General features: G+C 50.3%; 13 protein-coding genes. 10 read left to right on the top strand and 3 right to left on the bottom strand.

Annotation, left to right across the window (positions count from 1 at the left end; all coding sequences use genetic code 11):
• Position 1 precedes the first annotated feature (1 nt).
• The 4 genes from KNO86_RS04835 to KNO86_RS04820 all read left to right on the top strand — a co-directional run bounded on the left by KNO86_RS04835 (position 2) and on the right by KNO86_RS04820 (position 5,747).
• Positions 2-2,287 (top strand): bifunctional 2',3'-cyclic-nucleotide 2'-phosphodiesterase/3'-nucleotidase, encoded by a 2,286-nt coding sequence (locus tag KNO86_RS04835; RefSeq protein WP_251126889.1) that lies wholly within the window; start codon positions 2-4, stop codon positions 2,285-2,287.
• Between the two features lie 175 nt (positions 2,288-2,462).
• A complete protein-coding gene (locus KNO86_RS04830) occupies positions 2,463-3,905 on the top strand; it encodes a carbon starvation CstA family protein (protein ID WP_214693513.1) in 1,443 nt (480 codons plus the stop codon).
• 95 nt (positions 3,906-4,000) lie between these two features.
• Positions 4,001-4,672 (top strand): PAQR family membrane homeostasis protein TrhA, encoded by a 672-nt coding sequence (gene trhA, locus KNO86_RS04825; RefSeq protein ID WP_051829405.1) that lies wholly within the window; start codon positions 4,001-4,003, stop codon positions 4,670-4,672.
• A 157-nt stretch (positions 4,673-4,829) separates the two neighbouring features.
• Complete coding sequence (locus KNO86_RS04820) at positions 4,830-5,747, top strand: proline dehydrogenase family protein (protein WP_214693511.1); 918 nt, start codon at positions 4,830-4,832, stop codon at positions 5,745-5,747.
• 15 nt (positions 5,748-5,762) lie between these two features.
• On the opposite strand, the gene KNO86_RS04815 is transcribed toward KNO86_RS04820, so the two are convergent.
• The 3 genes from KNO86_RS04815 to KNO86_RS04805 form a co-directional block, all read right to left on the bottom strand.
• Positions 5,763-6,335: a YcxB family protein gene (locus tag KNO86_RS04815; protein ID WP_214693509.1), complete on the bottom strand. Its 573-nt coding sequence runs from the start codon at positions 6,333-6,335 to the stop codon at positions 5,763-5,765.
• Between the two features lie 70 nt (positions 6,336-6,405).
• Complete coding sequence (locus KNO86_RS04810; protein ID WP_214693506.1) at positions 6,406-6,954, bottom strand: YcxB family protein; 549 nt, start codon at positions 6,952-6,954, stop codon at positions 6,406-6,408.
• A gap of 123 nt (positions 6,955-7,077) precedes the next feature.
• Positions 7,078-7,980 carry an SDR family oxidoreductase gene (locus tag KNO86_RS04805; protein ID WP_214693504.1) on the bottom strand — a complete coding sequence of 301 codons (903 nt, stop codon included), beginning with the start codon at positions 7,978-7,980 and terminating at the stop codon, positions 7,078-7,080.
• A gap of 214 nt (positions 7,981-8,194) precedes the next feature.
• On the opposite strand from KNO86_RS04805, the gene KNO86_RS04800 reads away from it, so the two are divergent.
• The 6 genes from KNO86_RS04800 (at position 8,195) to gcvH (ending at position 15,249) form a co-directional block, all read left to right on the top strand.
• Complete coding sequence (locus KNO86_RS04800) at positions 8,195-10,606, top strand: 3-hydroxyacyl-CoA dehydrogenase/enoyl-CoA hydratase family protein (protein ID WP_214693502.1); 2,412 nt, start codon at positions 8,195-8,197, stop codon at positions 10,604-10,606.
• A gap of 18 nt (positions 10,607-10,624) precedes the next feature.
• Positions 10,625-11,797, top strand: a complete 1,173-nt coding sequence (locus KNO86_RS04795) for an acetyl-CoA C-acetyltransferase (protein ID WP_012726865.1) — start codon at positions 10,625-10,627, stop codon at positions 11,795-11,797.
• 13 nt (positions 11,798-11,810) lie between these two features.
• The gene (locus tag KNO86_RS04790) at positions 11,811-13,595 is read left to right on the top strand and encodes an acyl-CoA dehydrogenase family protein (protein WP_214693500.1); all 1,785 of its coding nucleotides are present in this window, start codon (positions 11,811-11,813) and stop codon (positions 13,593-13,595) included.
• 89 nt (positions 13,596-13,684) lie between these two features.
• Complete coding sequence (locus KNO86_RS04785) at positions 13,685-14,416, top strand: hypothetical protein (RefSeq protein WP_214693493.1); 732 nt, start codon at positions 13,685-13,687, stop codon at positions 14,414-14,416.
• 47 nt (positions 14,417-14,463) lie between these two features.
• Positions 14,464-14,817: an arsenate reductase family protein gene (locus tag KNO86_RS04780; protein WP_214693491.1), complete on the top strand. Its 354-nt coding sequence runs from the start codon at positions 14,464-14,466 to the stop codon at positions 14,815-14,817.
• A 48-nt stretch (positions 14,818-14,865) separates the two neighbouring features.
• Entirely contained in the window at positions 14,866-15,249 is a 384-nt protein-coding gene (gene gcvH, locus KNO86_RS04775) for a glycine cleavage system protein GcvH (protein WP_026825478.1), read from the top strand.
• The last annotated feature ends 37 nt before the right edge of the window (positions 15,250-15,286 follow it).

Here is a 15,286-nt window from a genome sequence, read left to right as displayed (position 1 = left end):
CATGAAAAGTGCATGGAAATGGTCGATCGCGACCGCGCTCGTGTTACCAACCGTTTTACCGCTACAGGCACCAAACGTTTTGGCAGAAGTCGACGAGGATATCGTCAAGCTCCGTTTCTTAGAGACGACAGACTTACATACGAACATCACGAACTATGACTACTTCCAAGACAAGGTCGACAACACGATCGGGTTGACGAAAGTCGCGACACTCATCAATGAACATCTTACGGCCGCTGGGGAATCGAACACGTTCTTGTTCGATAACGGCGATACGATTCAAGGGACACCGTTTGGCGACTACGTCCGCGAGCTTCAAGCGGGCAAGAATGAAGCGTTCGAGCATCCGATGTATAAAGCGATGGCAGCACTCAACTATGACGCCGTCACACTCGGGAACCACGAGTTCAACTTCGGGCTCGAATTCTTGTACAACGCGATGGAAGGATCGAAAGGGAAGCTCCGTTTCGTCAACTCGAACGTCAAAGACTTAGAAGGCAACCCGATCGTCTCGAAGTTCAACGTGGATGGACAAGAGGTCCAAATCATCGAACGGACGGTCACGGACACAGACGGGGAAACACATACAATCAAAGTCGGTGTGTTCGGTGTCGTGCCGCCGAAAATCATGTCATGGGATTCAGGGAACCTACAAGGCCGCGTGACGGCAGAGGACATCATCCCATCGGCACGTGAATCGGTTCAAAAATTGAAAGACCAAGGAGCAGACGTCGTCGTCGCGCTCGCGCACTCAGGCATCGGCGAAAGTGCGGCACTCGCGGACGAACAACTCGACAGCGAAGAGAACGTCGGATATGCGCTCACGAAGATTGATGGGCTCGACATGGTCATGACGGGGCACCAGCACGGTCGCTTCCCGGATGCGAAAGGTATGTTCGCGTCGTTCCCGAACGTCGATATGGCAAAAGGGACGATCAACGGCAAACCGGTCGTCATGGCGAACAACCAAGGGAAAGACCTCGGCGTCATCGATTTCGAACTCGAACTCGTCGACGGCAAATGGCAGATTCTTGACGCATCGGCCACGCTCGATACGGTGACAGCTGATACGGCGGTCGACCCGACAATCCAGGCGTTGATCGAAGACGACCACTTGGCGACAATCGACTACATCAACCAGCCGATCGGTCAGATTCAAGACGATATTCAAAGCTACTTCGCGCTCGTCCGTGACGATGCATCGGTCCAGTTCGTGACGAACGCACAGAAATGGTACGTCGAGAAAGAACTCGAGACGAACCCGGAGCTTTCACCTTATAAAGGTCTGCCACTCTTGTCGGCAGGGGCACCGTTCAAAGCGGGCGGTCGTGAGTTGACGGACGCGAGCTATTACACGAACATCCCGAAAGGTCAAATCGCCTTGAAGAACGTGGCGGACCTATATGTCTATCCGAACACGCTTGAAGTCGTCAAAGTGACAGGGAAAGACGTCATGGACTGGCTCGAGATGTCAGCGGGAGCATATGACCAAATCGAGACAGATGGGGAAAACCTCCTCAACCTCCAGTTCCGTAGCTATAACTTTGACGTCCTTGACGGTTTGACGTATGAGATCGATGTCACAGGTCCAGCGAAGTTCGATGTCGGTGGAAAGCTCGTCAACGAGAACGCCAACCGTGTGAAGAACGTCGAGTATAACGGTCAACCGATCACGATGGACCAAGAGTTCTTGGTCGCGACGAACAACTATCGTGCCGGTTCGTCTTCGTTCCCGGGTCTCGGTGGCGGGAAGAACATCGTCTATCGCTCAGCGTATGAGACACGTAACGTCATCTCAGACTATATCGTCTCGAGTGGCAGCAACTTGGACTATAAAGCCGACAACAACTGGAAGATTGTCGCGGACGCGAAACGTTCTGTGACATTTGAGACAGCAGATGCCGGCAAGCAGTACTTGAACCTTTACGAAGGCATCGAAGCGACAGACGCGACTCGTGCGGACGCAGCGGGTCGTCTCTTCCGGACGTATACACTCGGTCTCGAGCCGACAGCACCAGAGTTCGTATTGACCCTCACGGTAGATACGATCAAACCGGGCTCAAAACGCGTGACGGGGATGACGGCTCCGGGAGCTGACGTGACGCTTCGCGACGGCAAGCGTGTATTGGCTGAGACAGTCGCAAGTGAGAACGGGGAATATGTACTGTCTGTCAAACCGCTCAAGCTTCGCCAAACAGTCGAAGTCGTCAGTGAAAAAGACGGTCAGACGAAGTCAGAAATGAAAGTCGTCGGTGCCGGCCACGTCGGTGAACCAGCGCTTCGTTAATTGGAAATGAGCTTCCTGAATGGGGGCTCATTTTTTGTGGCAAAAACGTGAATGAAAACCCTTACATTTCATGAAGTCTTCTTGTATAATCAATCATGTAATCGGTTACATGACAAATGTAAACCGAAGAGCTGACGGGGATCAGCTACATATGGACGGAAAAGGGGACTGACAGATGATTACATTCTTTGTCGCACTCGTACTACTTTTGGTCGGGTATTTGGTATATGGTCGTTACGTCGAGAAGACGTTCGGCATCAAGGAAGAGCGGACGACGCCCGCTTACGCTTCCCAGGACGGCATCGACTACGTGCCGATGGGTAAAAAGCGGAACTCGATGATTCAATTACTGAACATCGCCGGTGTCGGACCAATCTTTGGACCGATCATGGGGGCGCTCTACGGACCGGTCGCATTTCTTTGGATCGTCTTCGGGTCGATTTTTGCCGGGGCGGTACACGACTATTTGACAGGAATGATTTCCCTTCGGAATAACGGGGCACACTTGCCACAACTAGCGGAGAAGTTCCTCGGACGCTCGCTCCGTCATATCGTCAACGGATTCGCACTTTTACTTCTCTTACTCGTCGGAACAGTGTTTGTCACGTCTCCGAGTAACATGATCAACAACTTGTTTGATGGAAACGCATCGACGCTCATGTTCGTCATCTTCGGCGTATTCGCCTACTATATCTTGGCAACGCTCCTCCCGGTCGATAAGATCATCGGGCGCATCTATCCGTTCTTCGGGGCACTACTCGTCGTCAGTGCCATCGGGATTGCGGTCAGCTTGTTCGCACAAGGCTACCAAATCCCAGAAATGACATTGACGAACATGCATCCGGACGGCTTGCCAATCTGGCCGCTCCTCTTCTTCACGATTTCGTGTGGGGCGCTCTCTGGCTTCCATGCGACACAGTCGCCGATCATCTCGCGGACGACGATGAAAGAAAGCAACGGCCGTGAAATCTTTTACGGTATGATGATCGCCGAAGCCGTCATCGCCATGATTTGGGCTGGGGCTGCGATGGCCATCTTCGAGCCAGGTGAATTGCTCGGACTCATCAACTCAGGGACGCCGGCACTCGTCGTCCAAGAAGTGGCGACACTCATGCTCGGTAGCATCGGTGGGACGCTCGCGATTCTCGGGGTCATCGTCTTGCCAATCACATCAGGCGACACGGCATTCCGTAGCGCCCGTATGATTATCGCGGACTACTTGTCGATCGCACAGAAGAAGTTCTCGTCACGCCTCTGGATCGCACTTCCACTCTTCGCGATCTCATACGTGCTCACGAACATGGACTTCCAGATGCTTTGGCAATACTTCAACTGGGCGAACCAGACGACAGCGGTCATCGCACTGTTCGTCGGGGCGATGTACCTGTATATTAAAGGAAAGAACCATTACATCGCGCTCCTTCCAGGGACATTCATGTTGTATGCGGTCTGGTTCTATATTTTGACGGCACCAATCGGATTCAAGCTGGACGGGGTCCTTCCGTATGTCATTTCGACACTCGGGACGTTGACGCTGCTCGTCTTGTTCCACAAGCGGGCACGCGCGATGCGGGCTGCACAAATGGAATGTGACGTTCCGGTGAAAGAAGTCGCATAATCTCGACACGGGCTAATCGGTAGCCCGTGTTTTTGTTTGCGTTCAAATCGGGAAATGTCCATACTAGAGGGAACAGTTATGGAAGGTGGGAGCATATGAAACAAGAACAACTTAAAGAGATGCTCCATGCCGACACGCTCGGGGAAGAGATCGCGAGCGCGATCACGCACGGCTTAGGAGTCATCTTCAGCATCGTCGCCCTCGTCTTACTCGTCATGAGTGCGACGGAAAGTGGGAGCACGTGGAACGTTACGGCGGTCAGCGTGTTCGGGGCATCGATGATTTTACTCTACTTATTCTCGACGCTCATGCACGCCATCCCGCATCCACGAGCGAAGCGGGTGCTACAAGTGTTCGACCACGCGGGGATTTACTTACTCATCGCCGGAAGCTATACGCCGTTTGCCCTTGTGACGCTTCATGGGACGCTCGGCTGGACGTTGTTCGGGATTGTATGGGGTGTGGCGATTCTCGGAATCGTCTGGAAACTGTTTTCGACCGGGAAGTATATGTGGGTGTCGAATGTGACGTATCTCGCACTCGGCTGGATCTGCATCATCGCCATCCGTCCGTTATATGAATCACTCGGTCATCAAGGGTTCATGCTTCTCCTCGCGGGAGGGATCGCCTATTCGGTCGGAATCGTGTTTTATGTGTGGCAAAAACTGCCGTTCAACCATGCGATTTGGCACTTGTTCGTCCTAGCGGGAAGTGTGTTCATCTTCCTCAGTATTTTGCTCTATGTCGCACCTTCGACAAGCCTATAAGACAGCCGTCCTACGGGGCGTCTGTCTTTTTTGAAAAGTTGGGAAGAAAGTGCTGCAAACGGTTACAAAAATACAGACGAATTGACGTTTGTGTGTCATAATAATTGCAGACATCATCATAGAGATAGATGGGTGTAAAAGTAAGGGGGAAAATCAGATGGAAAAAGTGTTGCGCGATGGATTTATCTACATGTCACAAAACAAAACACTCAACAGTTTGGCAAAGAAATATGGCCTACGATTTGGTGCATCACGCTTTGTAGCAGGGGAAGACTTTAAGGCATCCGTTCCGACGATTCGCGAACTCAACGCGAAAGGGTTGTCGGTCACGGTCGACCACCTCGGGGAATTTATTAAGACGGTCGAAGAAGCGAATATGAATCGTGACGAAATCATTCGTGCGATTGAAATTATGGCAGAAGAGCAATTAGACGCCTATATGTCCCTTAAATTGACGTCACTTGGATTCGATATCTCAGACGAGTTGATTGAAGACAACATGCGTCAAATTCTAACGGTCGCACGAGAAGTAGGGGTCTTTGTGGCCATCGATATGGAAGATGAACAGCGTTGTGAGAAGACGCTCGAATTGTTCAAGAGGCTGAAGGGTGAATTTGACGGTCTCGGAACGGTCATCCAGTCGTACTTGTATCGCTCGGAAGATGACATCAATCACCTCGCACCGCTCAAGCCGAACCTCCGGATCGTCAAAGGGGCGTATAAAGAGCCGGCGACGGTCGCGTTCCCTGAAAAGGAAGACGTGGACCATAACTATGTGAAGCTCGTCAAACTCCATCTTGCGAACGGGAACTACGCATCCATCGCGACACACGATGACCATATGATTGACGCCGTCATCGAGCACGTCAAAGAAAACAACATCCCGCTCGACCAGTTCGAGTTCCAGATGCTATACGGCATCCGCGTCGAGCGTCAACTCGAGCTCGTACGCCAAGGATACAAAGTCCGTGTCTACGTGCCATACGGTCGTGACTGGTACGGATACTTCATGCGCCGCCTCGCGGAGCGTCCGGCAAACGTGGCGTTCGTGTTAAAAGGAATGGTGAAGAAATAAAACAAGCACACGAGTTCACGTTGAACTTGTGTGCTTTTCTGTGTGTAGATGTTTTTCGAGTATCCGATCGATTTCACTTTGTTCGACTTCGGTAATCCCATCTTTCATTTTCGGGATAATCAAAGCTTCATCCTCTTCATAATAAAGGAAGCGATACGACTCGTCTTGATATACGCGAAGAATAGATGTCCAAGGAACTTGTGTCGTACGGTGGATACTACCGCGAACGGCTTGCATTTCGACGTGAGTTTCAGAAAACTGAAGCTTAATGTCTTTTGGCCAAACGTTCTGTTTTTTGAGGATGCGACGGATCTGCCAAAGGTAGAGTGGGGCATGTAAATCTTTAAACAACGGTCTAAGTAATAGGGCGAACAACATCCCAATTCCAAATGTGATCAACAATCGGGTCATCGTCGATTCGAGATTAGGAAATAATAAGATTGTAGCAATGAACCCAAGCGCGAATAGCGGAATATTCATATATTTCAACCATACGCTGCGAATTCGTTTATGTTGATCAGAATGGTGAATCATGTCGTTTTGGAAAGCTGAAAAATCTTCAAGCGTCAGTTTGTACGTGGTGACCATAACATCTGCTCCTTTGTAGTTTGTCATATGCATGTATGTCTAGGGAGTATTGAACCTTGAATATAGTTGCTTAGAGAGTGATATTTAAGTATTTTTGTAACAAGTGATTGATGGTTGTTTGATTAGTCTCACGCAACTTTCGCTTCGGTATAATAATTGCTTCCGTCGCTTCGATGTATAGATAATAGTTGGTTTCGTCTTCACTTACTCTTTCAATTGCTTTCCATGAGACTCGAACCTGTTTATTGACGGCGTTGTGGAGAGAGTTGACTTCAATTCCGTTCTCATAAATTGATAATGTCAAGTCACGTGGCCATTTCGATTCCTGTCGAAATATGGAACGTAATAGTTTCAGCCTAATTGTAAAATGCACTTTCTTGAAGAATGGGAACAAGAGAAGCGGTGCTACAACAGCGGTACCGACAGCGAGTATGAGGATGATGGCGGCGGACATTGTTTCAGGTAACAAGGTGATTGCGAGGGCAAATCCATAAAAAGCTGTCAGCAACATGAGTACAATCGTGATAAGTAAAGATTTCCGTTTTTCCGAAACCGAGTTTTCAATAAGATTTTTTTGTAGCATGAAAAAATCATTTTTTGTCAATTGATAATGAATCATCTATCACTAACTCCTTCCTTTCATCTGATTAACGAAGTAATATCTGTTAACCACTGTATCATGTAGTGGATTAATTTCCCATAAAAACAGACTCAGTACCTGATGACTGAGCCTGTTTCAAAATTATCCATTAATCACTGTACCACCATTGACATGAATGACTTGACCACTGACATACGTCGAGTCATCGCTTGCAAGATAGACGTATGCCGGTGCGAGTTCGGCCGGTTGCCCCGGACGTTTCATACCGGAAGAGTCCCCGAACGATTTGACCTTCTCCGCATTGAACGTCGATGGGATGAGCGGTGTCCAAATCGGTCCCGGGGCGACCCCGTTGACGCGAATCTTTTTGTCTGCCAAGTTTTTGGCGAGCGAGCGAGTGAACGCGGTGATGGCGCCTTTCGTCGATGCATAGTCGATTAGCTGATCGTTTCCTTCATATGCCGTGATCGAAGTTGTATTGATGATGCTCGCCCCTTCTTTTAAATAAGGGAGCGCGGCTTTCGTTAAGTAGAACATGCTGAAGATATTCGTGCGGAACGTCTTCTCGAGTTGTTCGTCCGAGATGTCGAGGAGTGATTCCCGCGGATGCTGCTCGGCGGCGTTATTGACGAGGATGTCGATATGACCGAACGTCTCGAGCGTCTCCTCGACGATTCGTTGACAGAAGGAAGATTCCCCGAGGTCTCCTTGCAGCAAGAGGCAGGCTTGGCCCAAGTCTTCAATCCGTTCTTTCGTCGCTTCCGCATCCTCGAGCTCGTTTTGATCCTTATAGACGATGACCGAGTTCGCACCTTCATGGGCGAAGAAGATGGCGACCGATTTCCCAATCCCGGAATCCCCGCCGGTGATGATCGCGACCTTGTCTTTTAACTTGTCACTTCCCTTATAGTCTTCCCGTTCATAGATGGGGAAGGGCTCCATCTTCGAATCGATTCCTGGTTGGTGCGCCTGTTCTTGTGCGTCCTTTTTAAACGACTCAAAATCCTTTCGACTACCTGAAGTGTTCAGACGATTATCGCGCATGCGTACATTCCCCTTTCTGAATTTGACTCTTTTTGTCTATACCACATCGATTGAAAACTAATCGTTCAATCAAAAAATGGAATGAAATTGAAAAATGAACGCTTGCGAATGAATGTTCATTCATTTATGATAGAAGAGTAAACACGATGGTGATTGCGATTTTTTTTACGCGTGAAATGAATCACTATTCATTCTCATTTTAGGGGGGAACACTATGACGAGTCACATCGAACAATCAACCGACCTCCGTTTGACGAACTCAATTCGTTTTGCGGTCGTCATCGGTTCAGGAGTAATGGGGGCGGGGATTGCGGCTCACTTGGCGAACGCGGGGATTCGTTCGCTCATGCTCGACATCGTACCACGTGAATTGACAGCAAAAGAGGAAGCGAAAGGGTTGACGCTCGAGTCACCAGAAGTACGAAATCGCATCGCCTCAGAAAACCGTCAGAAGCTATTGAAACAAAATCCGGCACCACTTGCGACAGCCGACCATCTCAACTTCATCGAAGTCGGGAACTTAGAAGATGATTTAGAGCGTTTGAAAGAAGCGGACTGGGTCATCGAAGTCGTCGTCGAGCGCCTCGATGTGAAGCAACAGCTCTTCGAGAAGATTGCACCTTACATCCGTGAAGATGCGATCCTCAGCTCGAACACGTCAGGGATTTCCATCGAAGCGATGGCAAGTGCCCTTCCGGAAGGATTGAAATCACGCTTCCTCGGAACGCACTTCTTCAACCCACCGCGCTACTTGAAGTTGCTCGAACTCATCCCGACGGAGAAGACAGCACGCCCGGTCATCGACTTCATGTCACGCTTCGCGGAAGACCGTCTCGGGAAAGGTGTCGTCGAAGCCAAAGACACGCCAAACTTCATCGGTAACCGCATCGGGACATACGGTCTCCTCGTCACGTTCGAAGAGATGCTCAAGCAAAACGCGTCAATCGGAGAGATGGATTCGATCACAGGTCCACTCATCGGTCGTCCGAAATCAGCGACGTTCCGCACACTCGATGTCGTCGGAATCGACACGTTCGTCCACGTGGCGGGTAACGTCTACGAGACGCTCGAAGCTGGGGAAGAGAAGGACACGTTCGACGTCCCTTCAGAAATGAAGCAACTCGTGGAAAAAGGCTGGATCGGACAGAAGGCCGGTCAAGGCTTCTATAAGAAAGAAGGAAAGGTCATTCAGGAATTGAATCTTCAAACGTTCGAATACGAACAATTGAAAGCGATTACAGGTCCTGAACTTGATCAAATCAAATCACTTCCTGGTTCGAAAGCGAAGTTGAAAGGTGCCATCTTGAACAAAGGTCGCGTCGGACAACTGCTCTGGCCAATCACGGCGAAGACGCTCGCTTACTCGGCACGTCTTACTGGTGAAATCGCAGACACAATCATTGCGATTGACGATGCGATGAAGTGGGGCTTCGGTTGGAAATTCGGACCGTTCGAAATGTGGGATGCACTCGGTGTTGAAAAATCAGTCGAGCGTATGAAAGCGGAAGGTTACGACGTCCCGGCATGGATCGATGAGATGCTTGCTGCAGGCAACACGTCATTCTATAAGGGAGACCAGTATTACGATAAAGCGTCGAAGGCGTATGTCGAGAAGACCGTCAACCCGAAAGAATTGAAACTCAAGCCACTCGCAAAATCAAACGGCATCATCTTAGAAAACGGTGGGGCACGCCTCGTCGATATCGGCGATGACGTCGTCGCACTCGAATTCACATCACCAAACAACGCAATCGGTGTCGACATCATGCAGATGATCGAACAGTCGATTGACCGTGTCGAGCAAGATTTCAAAGGAATGGTCCTCGCGAACGACGGCAAGAACTTCTGTGTCGGCGCAAACCTTGCGATGATGCTCATGGAAGCAGAAGACGAGAACTGGTACGAACTCGATTGGATCATCAACAAGTTCCAACAAGTCGTTCAAAAGATTCGTTACTCGGGACGTCCGGTCATCGCCGCACCATACGGCATGACGCTTGGTGGCGGAACAGAAATCAGCTTACCGGCAGCACGTATGCAAGCTGCGCTTGAGACATACATGGGTCTCGTCGAAGTCGGTGTCGGTCTCATCCCAGGTGGGGGCGGAAACGTCAACACGTATCGTCGTCTCCTCGAACAGACGCCAAAATCGATGCAAAACATCGAGAAGGCTGCACAACAGACGTTTGAGAACATCGCGATGGCGAAAGTATCGAAGTCGGCATTTGATGCGAAGACACTCGGTTACCACCGTGCGGTCGACGGGATCTCGATGAACCGTGATCACTTGACGTTCGATGCGAAACAGACGGTACTCGAACTTGCCGATGGGTATACGGCACCTGTTCGTGAGAAATTGCCAGTCGTCGGTCAAACGGGTAAAGCGACGCTCGAACTCGCGGCGTACGAAATGTTCTACGGCGGTTATATTTCAGAGCATGACTTGAAGATTGCGAAGAAACTCGCACATGTCATCAGTGGTGGCGATTTGGCATACGGTACGCTCGTCGATGAACAGTACTTCCTCGACATCGAGCGTGAAGCCTTCTTGAGCCTCATCGGGGAGCCGAAGTCACAACAACGGATGCAACATATGCTCGTGAAAGGCAAACCACTACGGAACTGATAAAGGGGGACAAAACAGATGAGGGAAGCAGTCATCGTAGCCGGCGCACGGACGCCGGTCGGAAAAGCAAAACGCGGTTCGTTCCGTAACGTTCGTTCGGACGAGCTCGCGGGATATGCCATCAAGGCAACGCTTGAGCGTTCAGGATATAAAGGCCCGATTGATGACGTCATCATGGGTTGTGCGATGCCAGAAGCGGAGCAAGGGATGAACATCGCTCGCTATGCGGCGGTCCGGGGGGGACTGTCGCACGAAGTTCCAGCGATCACCATCAACCGCTACTGCTCGTCAGGTCTTCAAGCCATCGCAGATGCGGCGGCAAAAATCATGATTGGTCAAGCAACGGCAATCATCGCCGGCGGTATGGAGTCGATGAGCCAAGTACCGATGGGTGGTCACGTCATCCGTCCAAACCCACACATCATGGAGACGGCACCCGAGTACTACATGAGCATGGGTCACACGGCAGAGCGTGTCGCGGCTGAATATAACATCTCGCGCGAAGACCAGGATGCGTTCGCTATCAACAGTCACCAAAAAGCGGCTGCAGCGATCGCGGGTGGCAAGTTCCAGGAAGAAATCGTTCCTGTGACGGTCATCGAGCACGTGCTCGGTGAAGACGGTAAAGTCGCAGAAGTGGAGAAAGTCGTGAAGCATGACGAAGGTGTCCGTGCCGATTCGACAATTGAAGCACTCGGTAAACTTCGCCCAGCTTTCAAAATCAAAGGTTCGGTCACGGCGGGTAACGCCTCACAAGTGTCAGACGGAGCGGCAGCAGTCCTCGTCATGGACCGTGAAGAAGCAGAACGCCAAGGGTTACAACCGATGGCGAAGTTCCTCTCGTTCGCAGTCGGCGGTGTCCGTCCGGAAGTGATGGGGATCGGTCCAGTCGTCGCCATTCCAAAAGCACTCGAAATGGCTGGCGTGAAGTTAGAAGAAGTCGGATTGTTCGAGTTGAACGAAGCGTTCGCGAGCCAATCACTCGGTGTCATCCGTGAACTCGGAATCGATCCATCGAAAGTGAACGTGAACGGTGGCGCTATCGCCCTCGGTCACCCACTTGGCTGTACAGGAGCAAAACTTTCTGTCTCGATCTTGCATGAGATGAAACGACGCAATGAGAAGTATGGGGTTGTCACGATGTGTATCGGCGGCGGAATGGGCGCGGCTGGTGTCTTCGAATTACTTTAAGGGGGAATCGGATATGGAACGTACAGAACATGAATTGATTAAAGGCGGTAGCTTTGTCATTGACGCACTCGATGCAGAGCGTCTCTTCACACCAGAGGATTTCTCAGATGAGCATAAGATGATTGGCGACACGACAGCGGGGTTCGTCGATGACCGCGTCATGCCGGTTCTCGAGCGCATCGAGAAACACGAGTTCGACCTCTCTGTCGAATTGTTGAAAGAAGCGGGCGAGCTCGGTCTCCTCGGAGCAGACGTTCCAGAAGAGTACGGCGGCTATCAACTCGATAAAATCTCTTCTTCGATCATCACGGAGCGTTTCGCGAAAGCTCGTTCGTTTGCACTCAGCTACGGCGCACACGTCGGAATCGGGACACTCCCGATCGTCTTCTTCGGATCAGAAGAGCAAAAACACAAGTACTTGCCGAAACTTGCGACGGGTGAATGGATCGCGGCTTACGCGCTCACGGAGCCAGGCTCAGGGTCTGACGCCCTCGGTGCGAAAACGACGGCTGTCTTGAACGAAGCGGGCACGCACTACGTCTTGAACGGTGAAAAGCAATGGATTACAAACGCTGGCTTCGCGAACGTCTTCGTCGTCTACGCGAAAATCGATGGCGACAAGTTCAGTGCCTTCATCGTCGAGCGTGACTTCAAAGGAGTCTCAACTGGCGCAGAAGAGCAGAAGATGGGGATCAAGGGATCGTCGACACGTACGCTCATCCTTGAAGATGTCGAAGTACCAGTCGACAACCTTCTCGGTGAAATTGGAAAAGGTCACGTCATCGCCTTCAACATCTTGAACGTCGGTCGATACAAACTCGCAGTCGGAGCAGTTGGGTCTTCAAAACGTGCGTTCGACCTCTCGGTACAATATTCGAACGAGCGCAAACAGTTCAAGACACCAATCAGCCAATTCCCGCTCATCCAAGAGAAATTGGCAACGATGGCAGCCAACATCTATGCGATGGAAAGCTCAGTGTATCGTACGGGCGGCTTGTTCCAAGATAGCCTCGACGCACTTGGTGACGAGAACATGCGCGACGGATCAAAAGTCGCACAAGCGATTGCTGAATATGCGATCGAATGCTCACTCAACAAAGTATTCGCTTCTGAAACGTTCGACTACGTTGTCGACGAAGCAGTTCAAATCCATGGTGGATACGGATTCATGGCAGAGTATGAAGTCGAAAACCTCTATCGTGACTCACGCATCAACCGCATCTTTGAAGGAACGAACGAGATCAACCGTTTGATCGTTCCGGGTACACTTCTCAAGAAAGCGATGAAAGGTGAATTGCCGCTCCTCGCAGAAGCACAAAAACTTCAAAAAGAGCTCATGAGCTACATGCCGCAAGAATTGGACGGCTCACCACTCGCACGCGAGAAGATGCTCCTTTCGAACATGAAGAAGATCAACTTGATGGTCGCAGGTACAGCGGTTCAGAAGTATCAACAAGACCTTCAAAATGAACAAGAAATCTTGGCGAAGATTGCAGACATGATCAGTGCTATCTATGCGCTTGAAGCAGCCATCGCTCGTACAGAAAAAGCGATTGCACGCACAGGCGAAGAGAAGAACACGCTCAAAGTCCGCTATACAGAAATCTTTGCGGAGCAAGTGTTCAAACAAGTCGAACTCATGGCGAAAGAAGTATTGTATGCAGCGGCGTCTGGTGATGAGCAGCGCATGCTTCTCTCGGCAATGAAGAAGTTCAGCCGCTACCAGCCAATCAATGTGATCGGGACGAAGCGTGAAGTCGCTGCGAGCCTCATCAAAGCGAACAAGTTTATCGTGTAATTCAATCGACAGAAAGGGTGGACCGGACGCGGTCGGCCCTTTCTTTTTGGTCTGTTCGCCACGTACAATAGAAACGAGGGGGAAAGACGATGAGAACACGCGATAGATTGCTTGAACGAATGGAACGAATCGGAGAATCGGTTGCCGCACACGAAGGGACGCTGATGCTGCTTGCATTAGGGTCGATCGGACAAGAGACGGAGCGGTTGGATGATTACTCGGACCTCGATTTCTTTTTAATTGTCGAGGACGGGCAGAAGGCACGCTTTATCGACCGACTTGACTGGCTTGAAGTCGAGCCGCTTCATTATCAATTCCAAAACACGAAAGATGGGCACAAGATCATGTATCATGACGGCATCTATGGTGAGTTCGCTGTCTTTGAAGTACATGAACTCGCGACGATCGCCTATACACCAGGACGGGTCGTCTGGCGACGGGATGAAGCACTCGACGTGTTCGCGTCACCACGTCTCGAGATCGCGCGTGAAGCGACGGCTTACTATTATGAAGAAGCGTTGACGAACCTATATGTCGGCTTGCTTCGGGAACGTCGGGGCGAGACGCTCGCCGGATTCGAACTCGTCCAAGTCGCGGCCGTTCAAAACGTCTTGAAGGCGCTCGGTGGGCAAGGGGACCCGTTCAACCCGACACGTCGGGTTGAGTCGAGATATCCACAAATGATTTCTTTCTTGATGGGCGGGGTATTAGGATATGGCAAGTCGGGCGTCGCGGCGGCGGTCATCTTACGTTTTATCGAAGAGCGACATTCCGTCAATCCGACGATGAAGCGAGAAATCGAACGGTTGCTTGAGACGTGAATTGATTTCTCTAGATGTGCTACATTGATGAGAGAGGTGATGAACAGATGGTGACACTATACGGCTATCCACCATGCAGTACGTGTAAAAAAGCAGAAAAATGGTTGAAAGAGCAAGGCGTCGAGTATACATACGTTCATATCGTCGAATCGACACCGACGAAAGAAGAACTCGCCGAGCTTTGGAAACAATCGGACTTGCCGCTTAAGAAATTCTTCAATACGAGCGGGCAAGTCTATCGAAACGAAGGCATCAAAGACAAGCTACCAAATCTATCAGAAGACGAACAACTTGAGCTATTATCAAGCAATGGTATGCTTTTGAAGCGTCCAATCGTCACAAATGGTGAAAAAACGACGGTCGGATTTTCAGAAAAGTCCTTTACGGACGTTTGGGGCTAAGTGCTATAATACAGATGTGAGTCTAATTTATTTGAGGGGGAAGTTAGGATGAGCAAAGTACCAGCAAATTTACGTTATTCAAAAGAACATGAGTGGGTAGAAGTGAACGGAACGAAAGCCCGCATCGGCATCACGGATTTCGCACAAAGCGAACTAGGGGATATCGTGTTTGTGGAACTCCCAGAAGTTGACGGTACAATCCTACTCGACGAGCCATTCGGTTCAGTCGAATCAGTGAAGACGGTCTCTGAGTTGTATGCGCCAGTATCTGGACGCATCACAGCAGTGAACGAAGACCTTGCCGATTCTCCAGAACTCGTCAACGAGTCACCGTTTGAAAATGCATGGATGGTCGAAGTTGAGTTGACGGAAGAGTCAGACCTCGACAAACTCATGTCTGCAGAAGAATATGAAGCGATGATTCAAGGATAAGTAAAACCGGCCTCTCCTAATTGGAGAAGCCGGCTTT

It is taken from the genome of Exiguobacterium sp. s160 (assembly GCF_018617575.1).
Classification (GTDB): Bacteria; Bacillota; Bacilli; order Exiguobacteriales; family Exiguobacteriaceae; genus Exiguobacterium; species Exiguobacterium aestuarii_A.
This window is presented reverse-complemented; position numbering and strand designations above follow the sequence as displayed.

Excerpts from the sequence above, each read along its gene's own strand:
- KNO86_RS04835 (WP_251126889.1), top strand. The coding sequence starts at position 2 with ATGAAAAGTGCATGGAAATGGTCGATCGCGACCGCGCTCGTGTTACCA.
- KNO86_RS04830 (WP_214693513.1), top strand. The coding sequence starts at position 2,463 with ATGATTACATTCTTTGTCGCACTCGTACTACTTTTGGTCGGGTATTTG.
- trhA (WP_051829405.1), top strand. The coding sequence starts at position 4,001 with ATGAAACAAGAACAACTTAAAGAGATGCTCCATGCCGACACGCTCGGG.
- KNO86_RS04820 (WP_214693511.1), top strand. The coding sequence starts at position 4,830 with ATGGAAAAAGTGTTGCGCGATGGATTTATCTACATGTCACAAAACAAA.
- KNO86_RS04815 (WP_214693509.1), bottom strand. The coding sequence starts at position 6,335 with ATGGTCACCACGTACAAACTGACGCTTGAAGATTTTTCAGCTTTCCAA.
- KNO86_RS04810 (WP_214693506.1), bottom strand. The coding sequence starts at position 6,954 with ATGATTCATTATCAATTGACAAAAAATGATTTTTTCATGCTACAAAAA.
- KNO86_RS04805 (WP_214693504.1), bottom strand. The coding sequence starts at position 7,980 with ATGCGCGATAATCGTCTGAACACTTCAGGTAGTCGAAAGGATTTTGAG.
- KNO86_RS04800 (WP_214693502.1), top strand. The coding sequence starts at position 8,195 with ATGACGAGTCACATCGAACAATCAACCGACCTCCGTTTGACGAACTCA.
- KNO86_RS04795 (WP_012726865.1), top strand. The coding sequence starts at position 10,625 with ATGAGGGAAGCAGTCATCGTAGCCGGCGCACGGACGCCGGTCGGAAAA.
- KNO86_RS04790 (WP_214693500.1), top strand. The coding sequence starts at position 11,811 with ATGGAACGTACAGAACATGAATTGATTAAAGGCGGTAGCTTTGTCATT.
- KNO86_RS04785 (WP_214693493.1), top strand. The coding sequence starts at position 13,685 with ATGAGAACACGCGATAGATTGCTTGAACGAATGGAACGAATCGGAGAA.
- KNO86_RS04780 (WP_214693491.1), top strand. The coding sequence starts at position 14,464 with ATGGTGACACTATACGGCTATCCACCATGCAGTACGTGTAAAAAAGCA.
- gcvH (WP_026825478.1), top strand. The coding sequence starts at position 14,866 with ATGAGCAAAGTACCAGCAAATTTACGTTATTCAAAAGAACATGAGTGG.